Source organism: Streptomyces ferrugineus (assembly GCF_015160855.1).
GTDB classification, from domain to species: Bacteria; Actinomycetota; Actinomycetes; order Streptomycetales; family Streptomycetaceae; genus Streptomyces; species Streptomyces ferrugineus.
This window is the reverse complement of the sequence record NZ_CP063373.1, coordinates 9910970-9930419: the sequence shown is the minus strand read 5'-3', so window position 1 is coordinate 9930419 and position 19450 is coordinate 9910970. Positions and strand designations below refer to the sequence as shown.

Genomic DNA, 19450 nt, shown 5'->3' with positions numbered 1-19450 from the left:
GTCGCGCCGCGTGAGTACTCCGCAGAAGCGACGCCCACCGCACTTTTCCGCCATGTGACCGGGGGGTCCCTTGTGAAGATTCGCTCTGTTCTCGCGACTGCCGTCGCCGCCGCCGTAACCGCCCCGGTCGTCCTCCTCTCGGCCGCGCCCGCCTTCGCCGACGAGAAGCCCGCAGCTCGGACGCAGCAGGCGAGGCCGACCATCGAGGAGCTCGAGCAGGCCGTCGACCTCGCGCAGAAGGATTACGACGCCGCCGTCATCGCGGTGAAGGACGCCATCAAGTTCCTCGAGGAGGGCCTGGAGGCGGAGACCTACCCGACCAAGGCCGCGGTCATCGAGACCAAGCAGGCCGCCGAGGCCGCCGCCAAGGCCAAGAACGAGGCCGACCAGGCCGTCGTGGACGCCAAGACCGCGCTGGACGCCGCCACCACCGACGAGGAGAAGGCCGCGGCGCAGACGGCGCTGGAGGAGGCCGAGAAGGCCGCCGAGGAGGCCGCGGCCGCCAAGACGGCCGCCGACACCAAGGCCGCCGAGGCGCAGACCGCCCACGACGACGCCCGTGTCGCCCAGGTCCGGAAGATCAGCCTTCTTCAGAAGGCGCGGGACGAGGCCGAGAAGAAGCTGGACGCCGCGAAGAAGGCACTGGCGGATGCCGAGGCCGAGGAAGGGGAGGACGGGGACGACGGCGAGGAGCCGGGTGGCGAGTGCGTCGCCGAGCCCAAGCTCACCACCGTCGTGCGCGGGCTGCCGGACAAGGTCGTCGGCGGCACCACGAAGACCTTCACGCTGCGCGTCACCAACGGCACCGACAAGACGATGGACGAGGTGCACCCGTACGCGGCCGTCCACGCCTTCGACGACAAGGGCCTCAAGGAGCTCGACTCCTACCTCGACCTGGAGTGGTCCACGACCGCGAACCCGGACTGGCGCGACACCGGCCTGCCGGGCGGAATCTCCGTCGGCTCCCTGAAGGCGAAGGCCTCGGCCGACGTCAAGCTGCGGCTCAAGGTCGACGCGGACATCCCGGCCGGGCAGGGCGCCGTCTTCGCGACGGCCGACTACGTCAACGAGGACGAGTCCTGCGGCGGTTACCCGGACCTCGACCTCCACGAGTTCCAGATCCTGGCCAAGGCCGACGGCCCGGGCAAGGGCGAGGACACCGAGGGCAAGCCCGGCAAGACCGACAACACCACCGAGCAGGGCGGCACTTCCACCACTCCGGTGAACGGGACCGGCGGCAGCGGCAACGGCAGTGGCAGCGGCTCGCTCGCCACGACCGGTTCGAGCGACGTGCTGCCGAAGGCCGGCCTTGCGGGCGCCGCGGCGCTCGTGCTCGGCGCCGGCGCGGTGGTCGTCGCCCGTCGCCGCAAGGCGGGCGCCGACGCCTGACCGGCACAGCGAGACACGACCGGGCCCGTCTCCCCTGTGGGGAGGCGGGCCCGGTTCGTCATTCCCGCCCGCCGGGATCGACGGCCTTGAGCCGCTCGATGATCCGGGACAGGGAGGTGGTGAAGGCGTCGAGCTGACCGGGTGGCATGTCGGCGAACAGCAGCGCGGCCAGGCCGTCGCGTCCGCCGCGGAGCTCGGCGGTGACCTCGCGCCCCGTGGCGGTCAGGGAGACCAGGGTCGCTCGTCGGTCGGTGGGGTGGGCCGCACGGGCCACCAGCCCGCCTTCCTGCAACGCGTCCAGCAGCCCGGTGACATTGCGGGGCGTGACCCCCAGCCGGCCCGCCAGCGCACGCTGGGTCATCGGCCCTTCGTGGAACAGGGCCCACAACACACCGGCCCGCGCCGTGGTCAGACCGCGCTCGGCCACTCCGCGCCGCATCATCGCGCCCAGCACCTCGGCGAGCTCGAAGAGCCGGTCGAGTGAGACTCTGGCGGAAGGGGACCCCTCCGGCCTATCGTGAAGCGAATCGTGAAGTGACTTCACTATGTAGCACCTCCATATATCAGGATAGCCCGGCGGCCTCGCGGGGATGCTGCCGCAGTGGGAGCCGGGGATGCTGCAGCAGAGGGAGATGGTCACCATGCCCCAGCACATCGAGCACCCGGTCTTCGCCCGCTTCTACGCGAACCTGGCCGCCCCGGCCCTGGAGAAGGCCGGCGTCGCCGAACACCGCCGCCGGCTGCTGGCCGGCCTGTCCGGCGAGGTCGTCGAGGTCGGCGCGGGCAACGGGCTGAACTTCCCGCACTACCCGCCCGAGGTGAAACGGGTCGTCGCCGTCGAACCCGAGCCGCGACTGCGCGCCCTGGCCGAGACACAGGCCCGCGGCGCCCCCGTACCGGTGGAGATCCAGGACGCCCGAGCCGAGCAACTGCCCTACCCCGACGACGCCTTCGACGCGGCCGTCGTCTGCCTGACCCTCTGCTCCGTGGCCGACCAGCACGCCGCTCTCGCCGAACTCCACCGGGTGCTGCGACCGGGCGGCCAACTGCGGTTCTTCGAGCACGTCCAGGCCGGCTCACCCGCGATGCGGCGCGTCCAGCGGGTGCTCGACGCCACCGTCTGGCCCCGGCTGATGGGCGGCTGCCACACGGGCCGCGACACCCAGGCGGCCATCGCGACCGCGGGCTTCACCGTCACCACCGTCGACCGGTTCCCCTTCCCCGCCACCCGCGTCCCCTCACCGGCCGCCACCCACATCCTCGGCACCGCCGAACGCCCCTGATCAGGAGGGCCCGATGACCACTCGTGACGACACGCCCCAACTCCTCCCCCTGGCCGACATGACCGCCGCCCACGCCTCGGTCACCCTGCTGGAACGCCTCGCCGACAAGCTCGGCGCCCGGGCCTCGGTGACCGCCGTCTACGGCGAACCCGTGGTCGGCGACGGCATCACCGTCATCCCGGTCGCCGAGGTCGGCTTCGGCTTCGGTGGCGGCGCGGGACGCGAGGTCGGCAAGGACAAGACCGGCGAGGGCGGAGGCGGCGGCGGTGGGGCCGGGGCCCGCCCCGTCGGCTTCATCGAGATCAAGGACGGCACCGCGACGTACAAGCCCCTCCGCGACCCGTGGGTCGACGTCATCGTCCCCCTCACGGCCGCCCTCCTGGCAGGCACGGCCCTCCCACGCCTCGCCCGCCGCCTGGCAAAGCGCCGTACTGGCTGAGCGCTCACGTATAGGCGGCGACGGCGGCGAAGTAGATCCCGAGCGCGGTGGCCGCGGCTCCCGCGCCGGTGAGAACCGCGTGCGGGAGGTCGGCGCCGGACCGGCGGGCGAGTAGGCCCACGGCTGTCGCGATGTTCAGGGCGATGGACAGGGCGAGCAGCAGGGCCAGGACCTGAAGTGGGCTCATGGGTGGCTCTCTGTGACTTGGGGGGAGACGGCCCGGGCGGGCCGTGCCGGACGAGTTCGAGGCTGTCCGTCCAGTGGGCCGTCCAGGAGGAGTTCGGGCATAGATTGGACGCCTGTAACCGAACCGGGCGGGCGGCGGTTGATTCCTCGGCGAGGTAGATGGCGAGGCAGATGGTGGGGCAGGCAGGGCCGTCGGAGGGTGACGTCGAGTACGCCCAGTTGGTCGCCGAGCTGGCCGCGTTCCGCAGCGGGCCGTTGCGGGGGCAGCCCTCCAACCGCGCGCTGGCCGAGGCCGTCAAGGTCAGCCCGACCACGGTCGGCGACTGGCTGTGCGCCGCCCGGTTCCCCCAGCAGGTCGACCTGCTGCTCGCTCTGGTGCATGCCGTGCGCGGGAAGGCCGTGGACGCCCGGTTGGCCGAGGACACGGCCGTGGTCAGGCTGCTGGACGAGGGCAGGTGGCGGCGGGCCTACCGGGCGGAGGCGGCGCGGCGGGCGGCCGGTACCAGCCGTGCGGTCAAGGCCGCACAAGGCAGGACGGCACTGGGGGAGATGCGGCCGGGGCGGCCCCTGAGCGAGGTCACCGACCCGTTCCACCTGGAGGTGCACCACGCCATCGGCTCCCCCGTGGCCGGGCTGCCACCGCTGCCCGCATACGTCCCGCGCGAACACGACCACGAGCTGGCCGACCTGGTCACGACGGCGATCTCCGGGTCCAGCCGGATCGCGGTGCTGGTCGGTGGATCGTCGACGGGTAAGACCCGCGCCTGCTGGGAGGTCCTCGACCTGCTGCGCGAACAGCGTGAGCCCTGGAGACTGTGGCACCCCATCGACCCGACCCTTCCGGTCCTGGCCGAGCTGGCCCACGTCGCCCCGTACACGGTGATCTGGCTGAACGAAGCGCAGAACTACCTGCTCGCACCGGACCAGCACGGCGAACCGCTCGCCGCCGGCCTGCGGAACCTGCTGAGCGCCCCCGAGCGGGCGCCGGTACTGGTACTGGCCACCCTGTGGCCCAAGTACTGGGACACGCTCACCACCCGTGCCGAACCGGACAGGCACCCGCACGCCCGGGAACTGCTGGACGGGCACAAGATCAAGGTGCCGGACGCCTTCACAGCCGTCGACCTCGCTCGACTGACCGACGACACCGATCGGGATCCGCGGCTGAGTGAGGCCGCCCAGCACGCCCGCGACGGCCAGATCACCCAGTACCTGGCCGGCGTGCCGGCGTTGATGGACCGCTATGAGGAAGCTCCGCCCGCCACCAAGGCACTGATCCACGCGGCCATGGACGCGCGTCGTCTCGGCGCCGGGCCCAAGCTCCCACTGGACCTACTGGCGGATGCCGCCCCCGGCTACCTCACCGACCTGGAATGGGACCGGACCGACGGCGATTGGCTGCTCCACGCGCTGGAATACGTCAGCACGGCGTGCAAGGGCATCCCCGGCATCCTCACCCGTTGCCATACCGGCGCGCCCCGCAACCAGCGCAGACGCCGCGACCAGCGGGCCGGGCCGGGCCCCGGTGCCGGACAGGGGCTGCTGTACCGGCTGGCCGACTACCTCGACCAACATGGCCAGCGCAGTCGTGCCGACCTGATTCCCCCCATCGACTTCTGGACCGCCACCGCCGCGCACGCCCGTCCTGCCGACCTGTACGTGCTGGCCCATGCCGCCCAGGACCGAGGCCTGGACCGTGACGCCGCCCAACTGCTCAAGCGCGCCACGGCCCACGGCGACTCCCGCGCCGCGCAGGCCCTTGTCCGCCAACTGCACGTCCTGTACCCGGACGACCACCGCCCCGGCCAATGGGCCGTCGCCCACATCGCCCTGGACGACCCGCGCGTCGCGGCCCGTCTGCTGGACTGCTTGTGGCAGGCGGATGCGGACGAACTGGTCACCTCGCTGGCCGAACGCGCCGTCTCCCGCGTCCCCCTCGATCATCCCGAGGCCGTCTCCGAACTGCTGAACAAGTTGCTGGAGATGGGTGCGCACGAGCAGTCCCTCACCTTGCTGGCTCGCGACCCCGCCACCCACGTCGACCTCAACAACCCCATCGCCGTGGCGTTCCTGCTGAAGAGTCTGCAAAGAGCCGGTGCCGAACAGCAGCTCACCCGGCTGCTGGCCCGGGACCCCGCCGCCCGCGTCTGCCTCGACAACCTCAGGACCGTCGCCGCGCTGCTGCGGGCACTGCGGGGCATCGGCGCGGACGAGCAGGTCACTTCGCTGGCCGAACGTGTCGCGGCCCACGCCCCCTTCGAAGACGCCCCGACCTTGGCGCATCTGCTGGAAACCCTGCAAGAAGTCGGTGCCCGGGAGCAGGCCGTCGCTCTGCTGGCCCGCGATCCCGCCACGCACCTGGTGGTGGACGACCTGTACAGCGCGGCCTTTCTGCTGAGCGTGGTGCGGAAGATCGGCGTACCGGAGCAGGTCACCTCGCTGGCCGAGCGCGCCGTAGCCAGCGCCGCCTGCGAAGACCTCCGGGCGGTGGCCCGTCTGCTGGTCACGTTGCGGAGGGTCGGTGCTCACGAGCAGGCCGCCGCGTTGATGGCCCGTGATCCTGCCAGGCACGCCTCCCTCGACGACACGGAGGCCGTGGCCCTGCTGTTGAACACGCTGCGGCGGGCCGGTGCCGATGAGCAGCTCACCCGGCTGCTGGCCCGCGATCCCGCCGCCCATGCCTGCCTCGGTGACCCCAGGGCGGTGGCCCTGCTGCTGGAGAATCTGCGGCGGGCCGGTGCCGATGAGCAGCTCACTCGGCTGCTGGCCCGCGATCCCGCCGCCCATGCCTGCCTCGGTGACCCCAGGGCGGTGGCCCTGCTGCTGGAGAGCCTGCGGGAAGCCGGTGCCGATGAGCAGGTCGCGGTGTTGCTGGCCCGCGACCCCGCCACCCACGTCGCCCTCGGCAACCCCCTCGGTGTGGCTTACCTGTTGAACAGTCTGTGGCGGGTCGGCGCCGGACAACAGGTCGCGGTGTTGCTGGCCCGCGACCCCGCCACGAACATCGCCATCGGTCGTGACAACATCATGGGCTTCGTGCTGAACACACTGCGGAAGGTCGGTGCCCGCGACCAGATCGCCAGACTGGCCGAACGGCTGCCCGCGGCAGGCCAGTTCACTCACTTCATCGGGATCAGCGATCACCAAGAGCGCTTCAGGTTCGGGCGGGAGGCCGACGGCGGCCCCGCCGCTCCCTGGAGCTGGGACGACCTGGAGTGATCGGCGAACCCTCAGCGGCCGGTGAAGACCACGTCGTGCCAGGACCTGTGCCGGGCGCCGGTGATGTCGGTCATGACGTGCTTGACGTTGGTGTACTCGTCGAAGGAGTACGCCGACATGTCCTTGCCGAAGCCGGACGACTTGTAGCCGCCGTGCGGCATCTCGCTGATGATCGGGATGTGGTCGTTGATCCAGACGCAGCCCGCCTGGATCTCGCGGCTCGCGCGCCCGGCACGGTAGACGTCGGTGGTCCAGGCGGAGGCGGCGAGCCCGTACGGGGTGTCGTTGGCGAGACGGAGGGCGTCGTCGTCGGTGTCGAAGGGCAGGCAGACGAGGACGGGGCCGAAGATCTCCTGCTGGACGACGGCCGAGTCCTGGGCGGCGCCGGTGATGAGGGTGGGTTCGTAGTAGGCGGCCCGGCCCAGCGGGCCGTCGGGGATCCTGCCGCCGCGTACGACGGTGGCTCCGGCCCGGCGCGCGTCCTCGACCATGCCGGCGACCTTGTCGCGCTGGCGGAACGAGATCAGGGAGCCCATGTCGGTGTCGGGGTCGTCGACCGGGCCGAGGCGTACGCCGTCCATGAGCTCGGCGACGCGGGCCACGAACGCCTCGTACAGCGGCCGTTGGACGTAGGCGCGGGTGGCGGCCGTGCAGTCCTGGCCGGCGTTGATGAGTGCTCCGGCCACGGCGCCGCGGGCGGCGGCCTCCGGGTCGGCGTCGTCGAAGACGACGAAGGGCGCCTTGCCGCCGAGTTCGAGATGGACGCGTTTGACGAGCCCGGCCGCCTGGGCGGCGACCCGGCGTCCGACGGCGGTGGAGCCGGTGAAGGAGACCATGGCGACATCGGGGTGGGTGAGAAGTGCCTGCCCGGCGACGGGTCCCGTGCCCGTGACGATGTTGACGACGCCGTCGGGGATCCCCGCCTCCCGGGCCGCCTCGGCGAACATCACCGAGGTCAGCGGGGTGAGTTCGGACGGTTTGAGGACGATCGTGTTGCCGGCCGCGACGGCGGGCAGCACCTTCCACGCGGCCATCTGGAGGGGGTAGTTCCAGGGCGCGACGGAGCCGACGACGCCGATGGGTTCGCGGCGGATGACCGAGGTGTGCTCGCCGGAGTACTCGCCGGCGGCGCGGCCCTCCAGATTGCGGGCGGCGCCGGCGAAGAACCGGATGTTGTCGATGGTGCCGGGGACGTCGAAGCCTCGGGTCAGCTTGATCGGCTTGCCGGCGTTGCGGCTCTCGGCCCGGGCGAACTCCTCGGCACGCGCCTGGACCTGGTCGGCCCAGCGCAGCATGGCCTCGGAGCGCTCGGCCGCAGTGGCTCGCGACCACTCGGCGAAGGCGGCGCGCGCGGCGGCCACCGCCTCCTCGACGTCCTCGGGGCCGGCCAGGACGTCGGTGGCCAGGGTCTCCCCGGTGGCCGGGTTGGCCACCGCGAACTCCTCGCCGGAGGTGCCGGAGCGGCGCTTGCCTGCGATGAATGTCTGCATCAGCGGTCCTCTTCAGCGGCGCCCCACAGGTCGCCGAGCGTGTAGCCGTACGGGAAGGGGTCGGTGTCGTCCAGGACGTACTGGTGGAATCCGGTGATCCAGCCGCGTCCGCTGATCGTCGGCGACACCGCTTCGTACGGGCCGACCCGGGTGGTGTCGACGAGGGTGCCGGTGAAGGTCGTACCGATGATCGACTCATGGACGAACGGTGTGTTCAGGGCGAGTTCGCCGCGCGCGTGCAGCGCGGCCATGCGGCCGCAGGTGCCGGTGCCGCACGGCGAGCGGTCCAGCGAGCCGGTCCAGGTGGCCGGGTTGCCCAGGTCCACCTCGCCGTTGGGCAGGACGACCGTGTTGCGGCCGAAGACGCCGGGCGTGGGTGACGCGCCGTGGATCATCGCCAGGGTGATCCGGTCGATGCCCGGGTTCAGCGGGTGGACGACCGGGAACCGCTGCTGGGCCGCCGTCCGCAGCACGGCTCCGGCGCGGGCGAGCTGTTCGGCTGCGGCGGGCTCGACCGTCAGGCCCAGGTCCTCGGCCCGGGCCTGGACGAAGAACTGTCCGCCGAAGACGACGTCGACCGGCACCCGCCCGTACTCGGGCAGGTCCAGTTCGTGGTCGAGGGCTACGGCGAAGGCGGGCACGTTGGCGAAGGTGACCCGGGTGGCCCTGCCCCGCTCCACGTCCACCCGGACCCGGACGAGCCCGGCGGCGGTGTCCACCGTGAGGTCGGTGACCGGTTCGCTCACCGGCACCGCGCCCGTCTCCACCAGCGCGGTGACGGCACAGATCAGATTGGAGCCGGACATGGGCCGGAAGCCGCCCTGCTCCATGACGACCAGGCCGAAGTCTGCGGCCGGGTCGGCGGGGGGCAGCACCAGCGCGCCGCACAGGGCCGGGTAGCCGCGCGGCTCCCGGAGCAGGAGCCGGCGCAGGTCGTCCAGGTGCTTCTCGCAGTACTGCAGCCGCTCGGCCATCGTGGCCCCCTTGACGTGCAGATGGCTGCCGACCAGTACGCGGCCGGGCTCGCCCTCCGCGTGGACGTCGATCGCGTGGATGCGGCGGTGCATCAGACGGCCACGCGGTCCTCGACGGCACCGGCCGCGACCAGCAGCCGGCGCAGTTCCTCGCGGTACCGCGGCGCCAGCGGCAGCACCGGCAGGCGGGTGGGACCGGCGCCGACGCCGACGAGTTCCACTCCGGTCTTGATGCCGCAGGCGTAGTTGTGGGACTCCAGGAACCGGCAGATCGGGAAGATCTTCGCCCACAGCGCGCGACCGGCCTCGAGGTCGCCGCGGACGGCGACGGCGTCGTACAGGTCGGCGCACAGCCGGGGGATCACGCTCGCGGTGCCCCACACGCCGGCCTTCGCGCCGTTCGCGAGGGCGGCGAAGGTGAGGGTGTCCCAGCCGTTGAGGGCGGTGATGTCCGCCGCGTGCTGCTGGTGGACGGCGGAGAACCACGCGTAGTCGCCGCCGGTGTCCTTGTAGGAGGCCACGGCGGTCTCGCGGGCCAGCTGGGCGAGCTGCTCGGGGGTGAGCCGCACCCCGGAGGCGGAGGGGATGTTGTAGTACATGATCGGGATGTCGATCGCGTCCGAGACGGCACCGTAGTAGGCGAGGAGTTCCTCGAAGGAGAGGGCGTCGTAGAACGGCGGCACGATCATCACGGCGTCGGCGCCGGCCTTCTCGGCGTGCACGCTCAGCTCCACGGTCTCGGCGGTGCTCAGCGCGCTCGTACCGGCGACGACCGGGACGCGTCCGGCGGCGGCCTCGACGTACAGCTCGGTGACCTGCTTGCGTTCGTCGAGGCTGAGCGTGGTGAACTCGCCGGTGCTGCCGCCGGGGACCAGGCCGTGGACGCCGCCGCCGACGATGTGGTCGACCTGGCGCTGGACGCCCGCGGCGTCGACGGCGGAGCCGTCCGCGGTGAGCGGGGTGACGGCGGCGGCGAGGATGCCGGTGAACATGGCGGTCTCCTGAGGTGTGGGTACAGGGGTCAGCGGCGTGTGAAGCGGCGAGGGGAGAGCACCTCGGCGGGGGCCGGGAGGCGCTGTCGGGTGATGGCCTCGGTGACGAGCTCGGCGGTCGCGGGGGCCAGGGTGAGGCCCAGCATGCCGTGACCGGAGGCGACGTAGACGTTGGACAGCGGGCTGAGGCGGCCGATGACGGGTAGGCCGTCGGGGGTCATGGGCCGCAGGCCCGCCCAGGGGGCGTCCTCTCCCGGGGGGTCGTCCCAGCCGGTGAGGGAGTCCGCCGCGGCCTGCTTGATGGCGGCGACGCGCCGGGGGTTGACGGTCTCCTCCAGGCCGCCGAACTCCATCGTTCCCGCCAGGCGCAGAAACCCGTTCAGGGGAGTCACCGCGACCCGGGCGTCCTCCAGGGTGAGGGGGGTGCGCAGCGGCACGGGCGCGGGGGAGTAGTCGACGCTGTAGCCCTTGCCGGGGCGGATGGGCAGTGGAACGCCCAGGGCCCGTGACATCCGGCCGGTCCAGACGCCGGCCGCCAGCAGCAGGCTGTCACCGCTGAACTCGCCCTTGTCGGTGAGGACGCCGGTCACCGCGTCGCCGCGGCGCAGGAAGCGGCGTACCGGTGTGTGCTCGTGGATCTCGACGCCCAGCTCCTGGCTGCGCTTGAGCAGGCCCTGGGTGAGGGAGTCGGGCTCGACCTGCCGGTCGTCGGGGAAGTACAGGCCGTGGCGGATACGGTCGTTCAGCACCGGTTCTCTGTCCCGGACCGCGTCTTGGTGCAGATGCTCGGGCACCATGCCGAACCGCTCGAAGACGTCGAGCGAGGCGCACTGCTCCTCGTAGCGCTCACGGGTCTCGAAGGCGAGCAGGACGCCGGCCTTGTGCATCTCGAAGGCGATGCCGTCCCGCGTCCAGTCGTCGAGGAGGTCCATGGTGCCCTCGGCCAGCCGCAGGGTGGCCTGCAGTCCCTGGCGGAAGTCCCGGGCCGTGCAGTGCCTGGCCATGGTCAGCATGAACTTCACGAAGCCCGGGGCGAGGGACGGCTTGACGTACAGCGGGCTGTCCGGCTTCAGCATCCACTTCAGGCCTTGCAGGATGACTCCGGGGGCCGGTACCGGTCCGCTCTCGGCCAGGGCGATCTTGGCCGCGTTGCCGTGTGTGGCGGCGGAACCGGCGCGCCGGGCGTCCACCACCGTCACGTCGCAGCCGCTGCGGGCCAGCCGGTAGGCGCTGGCCAGGCCGACGGCTCCGGCTCCGACAACAATGATCCGCATGGAGTCGTGCTACCTCCTGACCGAGAGTGCCGATGCAGATTGTCAAACAATCTGATCCATGGCGATGACGCTAGGCCCGGTGCGCCGCGCAGTCAACAAGGCGGGGTGAAGTTGTTGTGCGGGCGCCTACAGCGCGTAGACCTGCCCGGTCTGGGCCCCTTCGACGGAACGGACGTACGCCCGCGCCACGTCGGCCAGGTCGACCGGCGGCATGCCCGGGAAGAAGTCCCCGTACTTGGCCAGGCTCTCGGTGAAGACCGTCGGGCTGACGGCGTTGATCCGCTGCGGGGCGATCTCGATGGCGGCGGCGCGCACGAACGCCTCCACCGCGCCGTTGGCCATGGAGGCGGCCGTGCCTGTGGGGATGGGCTCCCGTGCCAGCACGCCCGTGATCAGGGTGAACGAGCCGCGCTCGGAGATCCGGGGGATGCCCTGCCGCACCAGATCGATCTGGCTGAGCGCCTTGCCGTGGAAGGCGGCCAGGTAATCCTCGGGCGCCATCTCGGTGACCGGCTTGTACGGCACCGAACCGGCGGCGCTGACCACGGCGTCCACGCGGCCGGCCCGCTCGTACAGCTCGGCGGTCCGGGCCGGGTCGGTGAAGTCGTAGCGCAGGTCGCCGCCGCTGCGTCCCACGGTGAGGATCTCGTGGCCGCGTTCGGCCAGTGCCTTGTGGACGGCGGTGCCGAGGGTGCCGGTGGCACCGATGAGGAGAATCTTCAGAGCCTTCATGGCCGCGACGCTATGCCCGGTCCACAGGTGTCGGGAAATGCCTCTCACGGAGCATTTATGCTCAAGGGTTATGAATGTGGAGCTACGGCATCTGCGGGCGCTCGTCGCGATCGGCGACGAGGGCACCATCACCGGCGCCGCGGCCGAGCTGCACATCAGCCAGCCCGCGCTCTCGCGCACCCTGGACCAGTTGGAGAGCCGGGTCGGCGTACGGCTGGTGGAGCGCACCACCCGCCGCCTGGCCCTCACCGACGCCGGCCGGCGGCTGTACGAGCGCGCCCACTCGATCCTCCGTCAGTTGGAGGACGCGCTGACGGAAACCACCGCGGGCGTACGTCCGCTGCGCATCGGCTTCGCCTGGGCGGCGCTCGGCGACCGCACCGTACCGCTGCTGCGCACCTGGCGCGAACGGCACCCCGGGACTCCCGTCAGCGTCCACCGCCACGACGACCCGGAAGCGGCCCTGCGGCGCGGGGAGATCGACGCGGCGTTCCTGCGCACGGTGCCCTCCCCGAATGCCGGGCTGGAGGTCCGGCCGCTGTACCGGGAGCGGCGGCTGGTCGCCGTGCCGGACGGCGATGCGCTCACCCGGCGCGCGGCCGTGCGCCTGGCCGACCTCGCCGACCGGCCGGTCGTGCTCTGTGCCACCGCCGCCACCACGGCCGACCTGTGGCCCGACGGGCAGCGGCCTCGCGCGGTCGAGGTGGCCAACGTCGACGAGTGGCTCACCGTGATCGCCACCGGAGACGCGGTCGGCGTCACCGCGGAGGCAACCGAGCACAGCCATCCGCATCCCGGCGTCCGCTACCTGGCCCTGGCCGACGCGCCCCCGGTCACGGTCCGTCTGGCCTGGCCGCGTGTCGCCACGCACCCCGCCACCCGGACCTTTCTCGCCCATGTCCGGCGCATGACCCGGGGCTGACCCCCGCGATTGGTACGCACCCGACCCTTGACGGCGCCCCAGACCCAGGGCAGATTGCCTGACAATCTGCACCCGGTGAGAAGGAGCCCGACGATGGAATCGGTTCTCGTAGGAGTGGACCGGAGCGATGGTTCGCGCCGGGCCCTGGCCTTCGCTCTGAAAAGGGCGCAGGTCAACAAGTGGTCGATCACGATCGGCCATGTGATCAACTGGTCCCGCTACTCGTTTCCCATCGGGGAGGACAACGAGGTGCGGCCCGTGCAGCGCCGGGCCGAGATCGAGGCGGCGCGAGCCGAGATCATCGAGCCTCTCGTCTCCTGGGCCGAAGCCGAGAACCTCCGTGGTGACGTCGAGATCACGGTGGACATTCGCCATGGAAGACCGTCCGAGGTGCTCGCCACCATCGCCGACGAGCGTGGTCACGACGTCATCGTCGTGGGCCGGAAGGGCGACTCGGACCTTCGCGTCGCCATCTTCGGCAGCACGGCGAACCGCTTGGCTCAGCATGCGACGGTGCCGGTGGTGGTGGTCCCGTGACGACGCCGTTCTCACTCGACTTCGCCGCGACGCCGACGACGTCGCTGGCCGGCAGCGTCGACGACGCTCTTGAGAAGTACTTCGGGCCGCTCGCCGACTGGCTGGCCGACGTCGTCTTCTACTCGGTGCCCGTGTTCGGGACCGAGGTCCCGCTCATCGTGACGTGGCTCGTCATCTGCGGCATGTTCTTCACGATCTGGCTCAAGTTCCTCAACGTCCGAGGAATGAAGCACGCCGTGGACCTCGTGCGGGGCAAGTACACCCCGGCCGACGCCCAGGGCGAGGTCACCCACTTCCAGGCGCTGGCGACAGCGCTCTCGAGCACCGTCGGCCTGGGGAACATCGCCGGTGTGGCGGTGGCCATCACGATCGGAGGGCCCGGAGCGGCCTTCTGGATGGTGTTCGCCGGGTTCGTCGGCATGTCGACGAAGATGGCGGAGTGCATGCTCGCCGTGAAGTACCGCCATGTCCGCGAGGACGGCACCGTCTCCGGCGGGCCGATGTACTACCTCCGGGACGGACTGGCCGAGCTGGGCTTTGCGAGGATCGGCAAGTTCCTCGCCGTGGCATGGGCCGCCTTCATGATGATCGCGGCCCTGGGAACCAACGCCTTCCAGGCCAACCAGGCCACCCAGCAGCTCGTCGGCGTGTCCGGGGACGGCTCCCTGGGCGCGTGGCTGGATGCCAACCGGTGGGCGGTCGGAGTCGCCATGGCGGTGCTGGCCGCCGCCGTCATCATCGGCGGAATCAAGTCGATCGCCCGGGTCACCAGCGTGATGGTGCCCTTCATGGCGGTCCTCTACGTGCTCGCCTGCCTGACCGTCCTGCTGACCCACCTCGCGGACATACCGGGGGCGATCGGGGAGATCGTCACGGGCGCGTTCTCGCCGGAAGGTGTCGCCGGCGGAGCCGTCGGCGCCCTGATCGTCGGCTTCCAGCGGGCGACGTTCTCGAACTCCGCGGGAGTCGGTGACGCGCCGATCGCGCACTCGGTGGTCAAGACCAACCGCCCGCCGACGGAAGGCTTCGTGGCCTCCCTCGAACCGTTCGTCGACACCATCATCGTCTGCTCGATGACCGCGATGACGATCGTCGTGACCGGAACCTGGAAGGGCTCGGACGTCGCCGACGTCAGCGGGATCACTCTCACTTCGCGGTCGTTCGAGTCCGTCGTCGGCTGGTTCCCCTACGTCCTCGCCGTCGCGGTGCTGCTCTTCGCCTTCTCCACGATCCTCAGCAACTCGTACTACGGCATGAAGGGGTTCGGCTACCTCTTCGGGGACAGGGCCAAGCCGGAGATGGTGTACAAGGGCGTCTTCCTGTGCTTCACCGTGATCGGCGCGGCGTCCGCGCTGGGGCCGGTCATCCTGTTCGCGGACTCGGTCTTCTTCCTCCTGGCCCTGGTCAACGTCATCGGGCTGTACTTCCTGGCCAGGGTGGTCCGCCGGGAGTTCACGAACTACTGGAGGGACCTGCACTCGGGCGACATCCGAGAGGTCGGTGAGATCAGCGAGACCGGTGGGCGCGTGGGCGCGTCCGAAAGGTGAGCGACCGCCCTGTGAACGCCGATGGCCGTCCCTCCGCACCGTGCGGCGGGACGGCCACCGGCGTTCACAGGGCGCGCGCAGTGGTACCCGACCCGCCTCGTAGAATGCGTCAGACAATCTGCGGAGGATTCATGAGCGAGCACGGCGCCCGGGCCGCCGGTCCGAGGCCGGTCACCACCCAGACCCGCCGGGACGCGGTGGTGGACGAGCTGCGCAGAGCGATCATGGCCGGGGAACTCAAGGGCGGCCAGCCCCTGCGCGAGGTCCACATCGCTCAGCAGCTCGGCGTCAGCCGCCCCACCCTGCGCGAGGCCATCTACCAGCTCATCCACGAAGGGCTCCTGGAACAGCAGCCCTACCGCGGAGTCGTCGTCACCTCCATCGACGAAAAGTTCATCACCGACACCGCGGCCGTCCGGGTCGCCTTGGAGACGCTCGCCGCACGGGCGCTGGCCGAGGACCCCGACGGCTCCGGGACGGCGAGACTGAGGGCCGCCTGGCTGGAGTACCGGACCGCGCACAGAACGCGGGACGCCGCGCGCCTGCACCAGGCCCACACCGCCCTGCACCGCACCATCTGGGACGCCTCCGACAACAGCATGCTGAAGCGGATCTGGCCCACCGTGGAAGCGCAGATCAACCTCGCCATCACGGTCGACGAGAGCACCCGTTCCGATCCCGACCGGGCGCTGCACGTCCACGAGCGCCTGATCGACGCCATCCTCGGCGGCGACCCCGACGCGATCGCGGCCGAGGTGGAACGCCACACCCGGGCCAGCGCCGACGAACTGCTCGAGATGCTCGCCGAGCGAACGCGCGGCGGAGCCGGCGAGTAGGCCGCGAGCAGGGCAGGGCAGGGCGATCGCGATCGGTTCGGGTTTCAGTTCACGGTGAAGAAGTAGTCGTAGGGCGCCAGTTGGATGCCGGAGCGGGTCGTGGCGTGGACCGTGAGGTCGTACCAGCCGTCCGACGCCGGGGTCCAGTCGATGCTCGCCGAGTGGTCGGCGTCCGCGGGGACCGTGACCTCCGGGTCACCGTTGTTGAAGGTGTACGTGTAGCTCACGACGTCCTTCACCTTCGGCGTGAACGTGAAGGTGCCCGGGACACCGACGCCGCCGCCGGAACCGTTCTCGGGGTAGACGTCCGAAGCGACCGTGGGAGTGGTGTCGTAGCCGATGCTCCACGATGCCGCGTCGCTGACCCAGCCGTTCGCGCTCCTGCTGGTCACCCGGAGGCTCTCGCCGTAGCTGCCGTCCAGCGTGAGCTGCACGGTCGCCGTGCCGTCCGACTCCGCCGCGACCTCGAAGGTCCTGTCGTTCTGACCGCCGATGGTCCGCACGGAGTAGCTGACGACCGGGCTCTTCGCCTGGAGCGCGGGATCGGGACGGAGCGTGAACTCCGTCGGCTCACCGAACTCGGGTTCCGGTACGGCCGGGGTGACGGTGGGCGCCGCGGAGTTGACGCGGAAGGTGTAGCTGGTGATCGCCGACCCGTTGTGGGCCCGGTCCAGACTGCGCACCCACAGCGTCATCGGACCGGAGCCGGTCGGCGGAACGAGGCTGAGCGTGGCCGAACCGCCGAGCGCGTCCGCGCGCTTGAAGTACTTCGTGTTCTCGTACGGGTCGACGGGCCGCGGAATGCCCTGGTCACCGATGTCCGTGCCGATCACCGGCAGGTCCTGCTGCCAGGAGAACTCGAACCCCTCGACGTCGTCGACACCGCCCGCGCTCAGCGTGAACTCGACCGGCTCGCCGCCCTCGTTCCACCCGTCCGGCGGGTAGTTCGGCGAGGTGATGGTGGGCGCGTTCGCCGGGCGGGTGTTGTCGATCGTGACGTAGCAGGGGGCGGACCAGTCCGAGACCGCGTCCCCGATCACCGTCTGCGCCTGCCACGCATAGGTCTGCCCGTCGGCGAGCGCGCCGGCGGGCAGGGTCGCCGGGGCCTCGAAGCCGGGCGTGACGCGGTCGCGGGTGACCGTCGTGATCCGCGTCGGGTCGGCGACCGGCCAGGCCTGGTACCGCACGCCGACCAGCGAGTCGCCGGTGGTGTCGGTGCTCCCGGGGATGCCCATGACGACGAGGCCGTCGCCGGCCCAGCGGTACGAGGGCCGGTCCGCGTCGGTCGAGCAGTGCCGGTAGCCGTTGAACAGCTGAGTCGGTGCGGTGGGCGTCCCGTCGGCCGCGCTCGCGGGCGAAGCGGCGGCGGCCAGTGCCAGGCCGAGGGTCCCCAGCGAAGCGAGGACGGCACGGGGTCTCGCGCTTAAGGACATGGTCAAGTGATCCCTCCCGTTCGGATGCCCGCACGCGGCGCTCGGATGCGCACTGATGTGCGAGCGGCGAGGAGATCGTACGGGGGTGTCACAGGCGGCCGCATGAGGATTAAGCCGCATGAGGATTAAGGAGAGCCGGGCAAGCAGGCCATGGGCACGACACGCGGGGCCGCGCCCGCAACGGCGCGACCCCGCGTCCTCAATGGTCCCGTTCCGGACCGGACCCGCTGCTCACACCCCTCCTGTGTACTCGAAGACGTAGAGCCCGTGGTCGCGGTCCGAGGCGGCGACGTACTCCTTGCCGCCGGACTCGAAGACCTGGGCGCCCCAGAAGTTGTTGCCGTGCTCGTCGATGTAGTGGCCCACCTCGACGATCTCGTCGCCGACGATCTTCGCGACGCGCAGACCGGCCGTGTAGTACGAGAAGTAGAGCAGGTCGGCCCGCTTCTCCGAGACGGCCACCTCATGGATGGAGAGGTCGCCGGAGCCCGTCGCGTGGGCGGGGTCGTGCGCCTCGGGAACGGCGTAGGTGTCCAGCTCGGTGAGCTTGCCGTTCTCGTTGCGGTAGAGGTGCGCGTAGCCCCAGCCGTCGAAGTACGACGAGAAGGTCAGCCGGTCGCCCTTGGTGCCGGGCGCCACCGGCAGTTGGGCGGGGCCCGTTCCGGCCTGACACGCGGCGTCGTCGTAGGGCTGTCCGAAGATGGCGAAGCCCTGGCCGCGCGGCGCGACGCCGAAGGTCGGGATGTCGCCCTCGACGCTCATGCCGAGCGTCTGGTCGCAGGCGTCCGTGCCGGTGCGGTTGAAGACGAGTACGGCGTCGTAGCCGCCGGCCGCGATGACGCCGGCGACCTTCTCGCTGAAGGTGCACACGCCCCGCTCGACGACGGCGACGTCCACGGCGTTCGGGTCACCGGCGGGGACGGCCGGGTCTCCGACGCAGGCCTGGCCCACGAAGACGGAGTCGCCGGTGATGGTCTGCCCCTCCTCCAGGCGCGTGGTGTTGCTGCCCTGGCTCGCCGTCAGCCCGGTGCCGTCGGTGAGGTTGCGGGCGGTGAGCGCGTACGGCCCGAAGTCCTCGTCGGCGCCGATGACGTACTTGTTGTCCAGGGTGAACTCGGCCTGGTGGGCGTTGCCTTCGGGGGCGACCTCCAGCCCGCTCTCCAGCGCCTCGGGGTCGAGCGCGGCGAAGTCCGTGTCGCCGAGGTAGGTCGCCTTGGTCGGGTCGGTCACGTCGAGGGTGACGTAGCCGCCGTCCCAGTAGGAGGCGAGCATGATCTGCCGGCCGCCGATCTCCTTGACGACCATGTCGTGCAGGAAGATCTCGGTGAGGTTGGCCGGGGCGTCCTGGACGATCTGCGGGAAGGTTTCGTCGAGGTCGTACTCGGCGATGACCTTCGCCTTCTTCGGGTTGGTGATGTCGACGATGTCGACGTCGGGACCCTCTTCGTTGTCGACGATGACCGCGTACGCCTTGCTGCCCGCGTCCCAGGCGTAGACGCTGTGGATGTCGTTGGCGGCCTTCTTGCCCTGCCCCATGACCGTGTGGTCACCGATGCCCTCGGCGAGCGGGGTCGGATGGGCCGGGTCGCTGACGTCGTAGATGTTCATACCGCCGAACCCGGCGGGGTCCTTGCACTTCTCGTTGTTGCTGACCAGCACGTCGCCGTCGAAGTACGGGGTGTCGATGTGCAGGGTCTGGATGCCCTCGCCGGGTGCGCTGCCCTCCTTCGCCTGGATGAAGGCGACCTCCTTCGGCGCGGCGGGCTTGCGGATGTCCACCACGTGCACGCCGTTGTACTTGCAGGTCGCACCGCCCCAGGCGGCGAGGTAGGCGTATCCGTTGAAGACACCGACGTCGGCGATCTTCTCCGGCTCGACGTTCTTCAGGCCCAGCTTGCTGACGAGGCGGACGTTGTCGCTGCCGGCGGGGAGATGGCCCTCGTCACCACCGTGCTGGTGGCTGTGGTGATCGTGAGTGGCCTCGGCGTTGTCGATACCGCCGTCGTCGGCGGAGACACCGTCATGTGCTTGGGCGGCACCGGCGAACGCACCGGCGACAAGGCCCACCGCGGCGAGACAACTCGCGACGCGCATGCGGACTCTCGCTCTGCCCATGGCTCTTCCCATGGCTCTCCTTGGTCTGAGAGTGAAGAGGCGCGGGGGGCAGCCAGGGCAACTTAGTCTGTGCGAGACCTGT

17 protein-coding genes are annotated in these 19450 nt (G+C 70.9%); 8 read left to right on the top strand and 9 right to left on the bottom strand.

The window, feature by feature from the left end:
- The first annotated feature begins 72 nt into the window (after nucleotides 1–72).
- Nucleotides 73–1389: a peptidase gene (locus IM697_RS44280; protein ID WP_194043385.1), complete on the top strand. Its 1317-nt coding sequence runs from the start codon at nucleotides 73–75 to the stop codon at nucleotides 1387–1389.
- 58 nt (nucleotides 1390–1447) lie between these two features.
- Here IM697_RS44280 and IM697_RS44275 read toward each other — a convergent pair whose 3' ends face one another.
- A complete protein-coding gene (locus tag IM697_RS44275) occupies nucleotides 1448–1831 on the bottom strand; it encodes a MarR family winged helix-turn-helix transcriptional regulator (protein WP_194043383.1) in 384 nt (127 codons plus the stop codon).
- Between the two features lie 172 nt (nucleotides 1832–2003).
- Between IM697_RS44275 and IM697_RS44270 the strand changes: the two genes are divergently transcribed.
- Both IM697_RS44270 and IM697_RS44265 read left to right on the top strand, forming a co-directional pair.
- Nucleotides 2004–2672, top strand: a complete 669-nt coding sequence (locus IM697_RS44270; protein ID WP_228044433.1) for a class I SAM-dependent methyltransferase — start codon at nucleotides 2004–2006, stop codon at nucleotides 2670–2672.
- A gap of 13 nt (nucleotides 2673–2685) precedes the next feature.
- Nucleotides 2686–3111, top strand: a complete 426-nt coding sequence (locus IM697_RS44265) for a spore germination protein GerW family protein (RefSeq protein ID WP_194043381.1) — start codon at nucleotides 2686–2688, stop codon at nucleotides 3109–3111.
- Nucleotides 3112–3115: 4 nt separating this feature from the next.
- On the opposite strand, the gene IM697_RS44260 is transcribed toward IM697_RS44265, so the two are convergent.
- Nucleotides 3116–3298 carry a hypothetical protein gene (locus tag IM697_RS44260; protein ID WP_194043379.1) on the bottom strand — a complete coding sequence of 61 codons (183 nt, stop codon included), beginning with the start codon at nucleotides 3296–3298 and terminating at the stop codon, nucleotides 3116–3118.
- 170 nt (nucleotides 3299–3468) lie between these two features.
- On the opposite strand from IM697_RS44260, the gene IM697_RS44255 reads away from it, so the two are divergent.
- Nucleotides 3469–6516 (top strand): hypothetical protein, encoded by a 3048-nt coding sequence (locus tag IM697_RS44255; protein WP_194043377.1) that lies wholly within the window; start codon nucleotides 3469–3471, stop codon nucleotides 6514–6516.
- Between the two features lie 11 nt (nucleotides 6517–6527).
- Here IM697_RS44255 and IM697_RS44250 read toward each other — a convergent pair whose 3' ends face one another.
- The 5 genes from IM697_RS44250 to IM697_RS44230 all read right to left on the bottom strand — a co-directional run bounded on the left by IM697_RS44250 (nucleotide 6528) and on the right by IM697_RS44230 (nucleotide 11969).
- Nucleotides 6528–8006 carry a gamma-aminobutyraldehyde dehydrogenase gene (locus IM697_RS44250; RefSeq protein ID WP_194043375.1) on the bottom strand — a complete coding sequence of 493 codons (1479 nt, stop codon included), beginning with the start codon at nucleotides 8004–8006 and terminating at the stop codon, nucleotides 6528–6530.
- Nucleotides 8006–9073: a proline racemase family protein gene (locus IM697_RS44245; RefSeq protein WP_194043373.1), complete on the bottom strand. Its 1068-nt coding sequence runs from the start codon at nucleotides 9071–9073 to the stop codon at nucleotides 8006–8008. The genes IM697_RS44250 and IM697_RS44245 overlap by 1 nt, the downstream gene beginning before the upstream one ends.
- Nucleotides 9073–9972 (bottom strand): dihydrodipicolinate synthase family protein, encoded by a 900-nt coding sequence (locus tag IM697_RS44240; RefSeq protein WP_194043371.1) that lies wholly within the window; start codon nucleotides 9970–9972, stop codon nucleotides 9073–9075. Before IM697_RS44240 ends, IM697_RS44245 begins: the two co-directional genes overlap by 1 nt.
- A 29-nt stretch (nucleotides 9973–10001) precedes the next feature.
- Nucleotides 10002–11246 (bottom strand): NAD(P)/FAD-dependent oxidoreductase, encoded by a 1245-nt coding sequence (locus IM697_RS44235; RefSeq protein ID WP_194043369.1) that lies wholly within the window; start codon nucleotides 11244–11246, stop codon nucleotides 10002–10004.
- A gap of 126 nt (nucleotides 11247–11372) precedes the next feature.
- Nucleotides 11373–11969: a short chain dehydrogenase gene (locus IM697_RS44230; protein WP_194050147.1), complete on the bottom strand. Its 597-nt coding sequence runs from the start codon at nucleotides 11967–11969 to the stop codon at nucleotides 11373–11375.
- Nucleotides 11970–12048: 79 nt separating this feature from the next.
- On the opposite strand from IM697_RS44230, the gene IM697_RS44225 reads away from it, so the two are divergent.
- The 4 genes from IM697_RS44225 to IM697_RS44210 all read left to right on the top strand — a co-directional run bounded on the left by IM697_RS44225 (nucleotide 12049) and on the right by IM697_RS44210 (nucleotide 15820).
- Nucleotides 12049–12900, top strand: coding sequence for a LysR family transcriptional regulator (locus IM697_RS44225; RefSeq protein ID WP_194043367.1), 852 nt, complete (start codon nucleotides 12049–12051; stop codon nucleotides 12898–12900).
- Between the two features lie 93 nt (nucleotides 12901–12993).
- Nucleotides 12994–13437: a universal stress protein gene (locus IM697_RS44220; RefSeq protein WP_194043365.1), complete on the top strand. Its 444-nt coding sequence runs from the start codon at nucleotides 12994–12996 to the stop codon at nucleotides 13435–13437.
- Complete coding sequence (locus IM697_RS44215) at nucleotides 13434–14984, top strand: alanine/glycine:cation symporter family protein (RefSeq protein ID WP_194043363.1); 1551 nt, start codon at nucleotides 13434–13436, stop codon at nucleotides 14982–14984. The genes IM697_RS44220 and IM697_RS44215 overlap by 4 nt, the downstream gene beginning before the upstream one ends.
- Nucleotides 14985–15115: 131 nt before the next feature.
- On the top strand, nucleotides 15116–15820 hold the full coding sequence (locus tag IM697_RS44210; protein ID WP_194043361.1) for a GntR family transcriptional regulator: 705 nt from the start codon (nucleotides 15116–15118) through the stop codon (nucleotides 15818–15820).
- A gap of 44 nt (nucleotides 15821–15864) precedes the next feature.
- On the opposite strand, the gene IM697_RS44205 is transcribed toward IM697_RS44210, so the two are convergent.
- Nucleotides 15865–17253 (bottom strand): hypothetical protein, encoded by a 1389-nt coding sequence (locus tag IM697_RS44205; protein ID WP_194043359.1) that lies wholly within the window; start codon nucleotides 17251–17253, stop codon nucleotides 15865–15867.
- 231 nt (nucleotides 17254–17484) lie between these two features.
- Nucleotides 17485–19368 (bottom strand): PA domain-containing protein, encoded by a 1884-nt coding sequence (locus IM697_RS44200; RefSeq protein ID WP_194043357.1) that lies wholly within the window; start codon nucleotides 19366–19368, stop codon nucleotides 17485–17487.
- Nucleotides 19369–19450 lie beyond the last annotated feature (82 nt).

What these genes read in the sequence shown, in the direction of transcription:
- IM697_RS44275 (WP_194043383.1), bottom strand. Translation starts at nt 1,831, where the DNA reads ATGATGCGGCGCGGAGTGGCCGAGCGCGGTCTGACCACGGCGCGGGCC.
- IM697_RS44270 (WP_228044433.1), top strand. Translation starts at nt 2,004, where the DNA reads ATGCTGCAGCAGAGGGAGATGGTCACCATGCCCCAGCACATCGAGCAC.
- IM697_RS44265 (WP_194043381.1), top strand. Translation starts at nt 2,686, where the DNA reads ATGACCACTCGTGACGACACGCCCCAACTCCTCCCCCTGGCCGACATG.
- IM697_RS44260 (WP_194043379.1), bottom strand. Translation starts at nt 3,298, where the DNA reads ATGAGCCCACTTCAGGTCCTGGCCCTGCTGCTCGCCCTGTCCATCGCC.
- IM697_RS44255 (WP_194043377.1), top strand. Translation starts at nt 3,469, where the DNA reads ATGGTGGGGCAGGCAGGGCCGTCGGAGGGTGACGTCGAGTACGCCCAG.
- IM697_RS44250 (WP_194043375.1), bottom strand. Translation starts at nt 8,006, where the DNA reads ATGCAGACATTCATCGCAGGCAAGCGCCGCTCCGGCACCTCCGGCGAG.
- IM697_RS44245 (WP_194043373.1), bottom strand. Translation starts at nt 9,073, where the DNA reads ATGCACCGCCGCATCCACGCGATCGACGTCCACGCGGAGGGCGAGCCC.
- IM697_RS44240 (WP_194043371.1), bottom strand. Translation starts at nt 9,972, where the DNA reads ATGTTCACCGGCATCCTCGCCGCCGCCGTCACCCCGCTCACCGCGGAC.
- IM697_RS44235 (WP_194043369.1), bottom strand. Translation starts at nt 11,246, where the DNA reads ATGCGGATCATTGTTGTCGGAGCCGGAGCCGTCGGCCTGGCCAGCGCC.
- IM697_RS44225 (WP_194043367.1), top strand. Translation starts at nt 12,049, where the DNA reads ATGAATGTGGAGCTACGGCATCTGCGGGCGCTCGTCGCGATCGGCGAC.
- IM697_RS44220 (WP_194043365.1), top strand. Translation starts at nt 12,994, where the DNA reads ATGGAATCGGTTCTCGTAGGAGTGGACCGGAGCGATGGTTCGCGCCGG.
- IM697_RS44210 (WP_194043361.1), top strand. Translation starts at nt 15,116, where the DNA reads ATGAGCGAGCACGGCGCCCGGGCCGCCGGTCCGAGGCCGGTCACCACC.
- IM697_RS44205 (WP_194043359.1), bottom strand. Translation starts at nt 17,253, where the DNA reads ATGTCCTTAAGCGCGAGACCCCGTGCCGTCCTCGCTTCGCTGGGGACC.
- IM697_RS44200 (WP_194043357.1), bottom strand. Translation starts at nt 19,368, where the DNA reads ATGGGCAGAGCGAGAGTCCGCATGCGCGTCGCGAGTTGTCTCGCCGCG.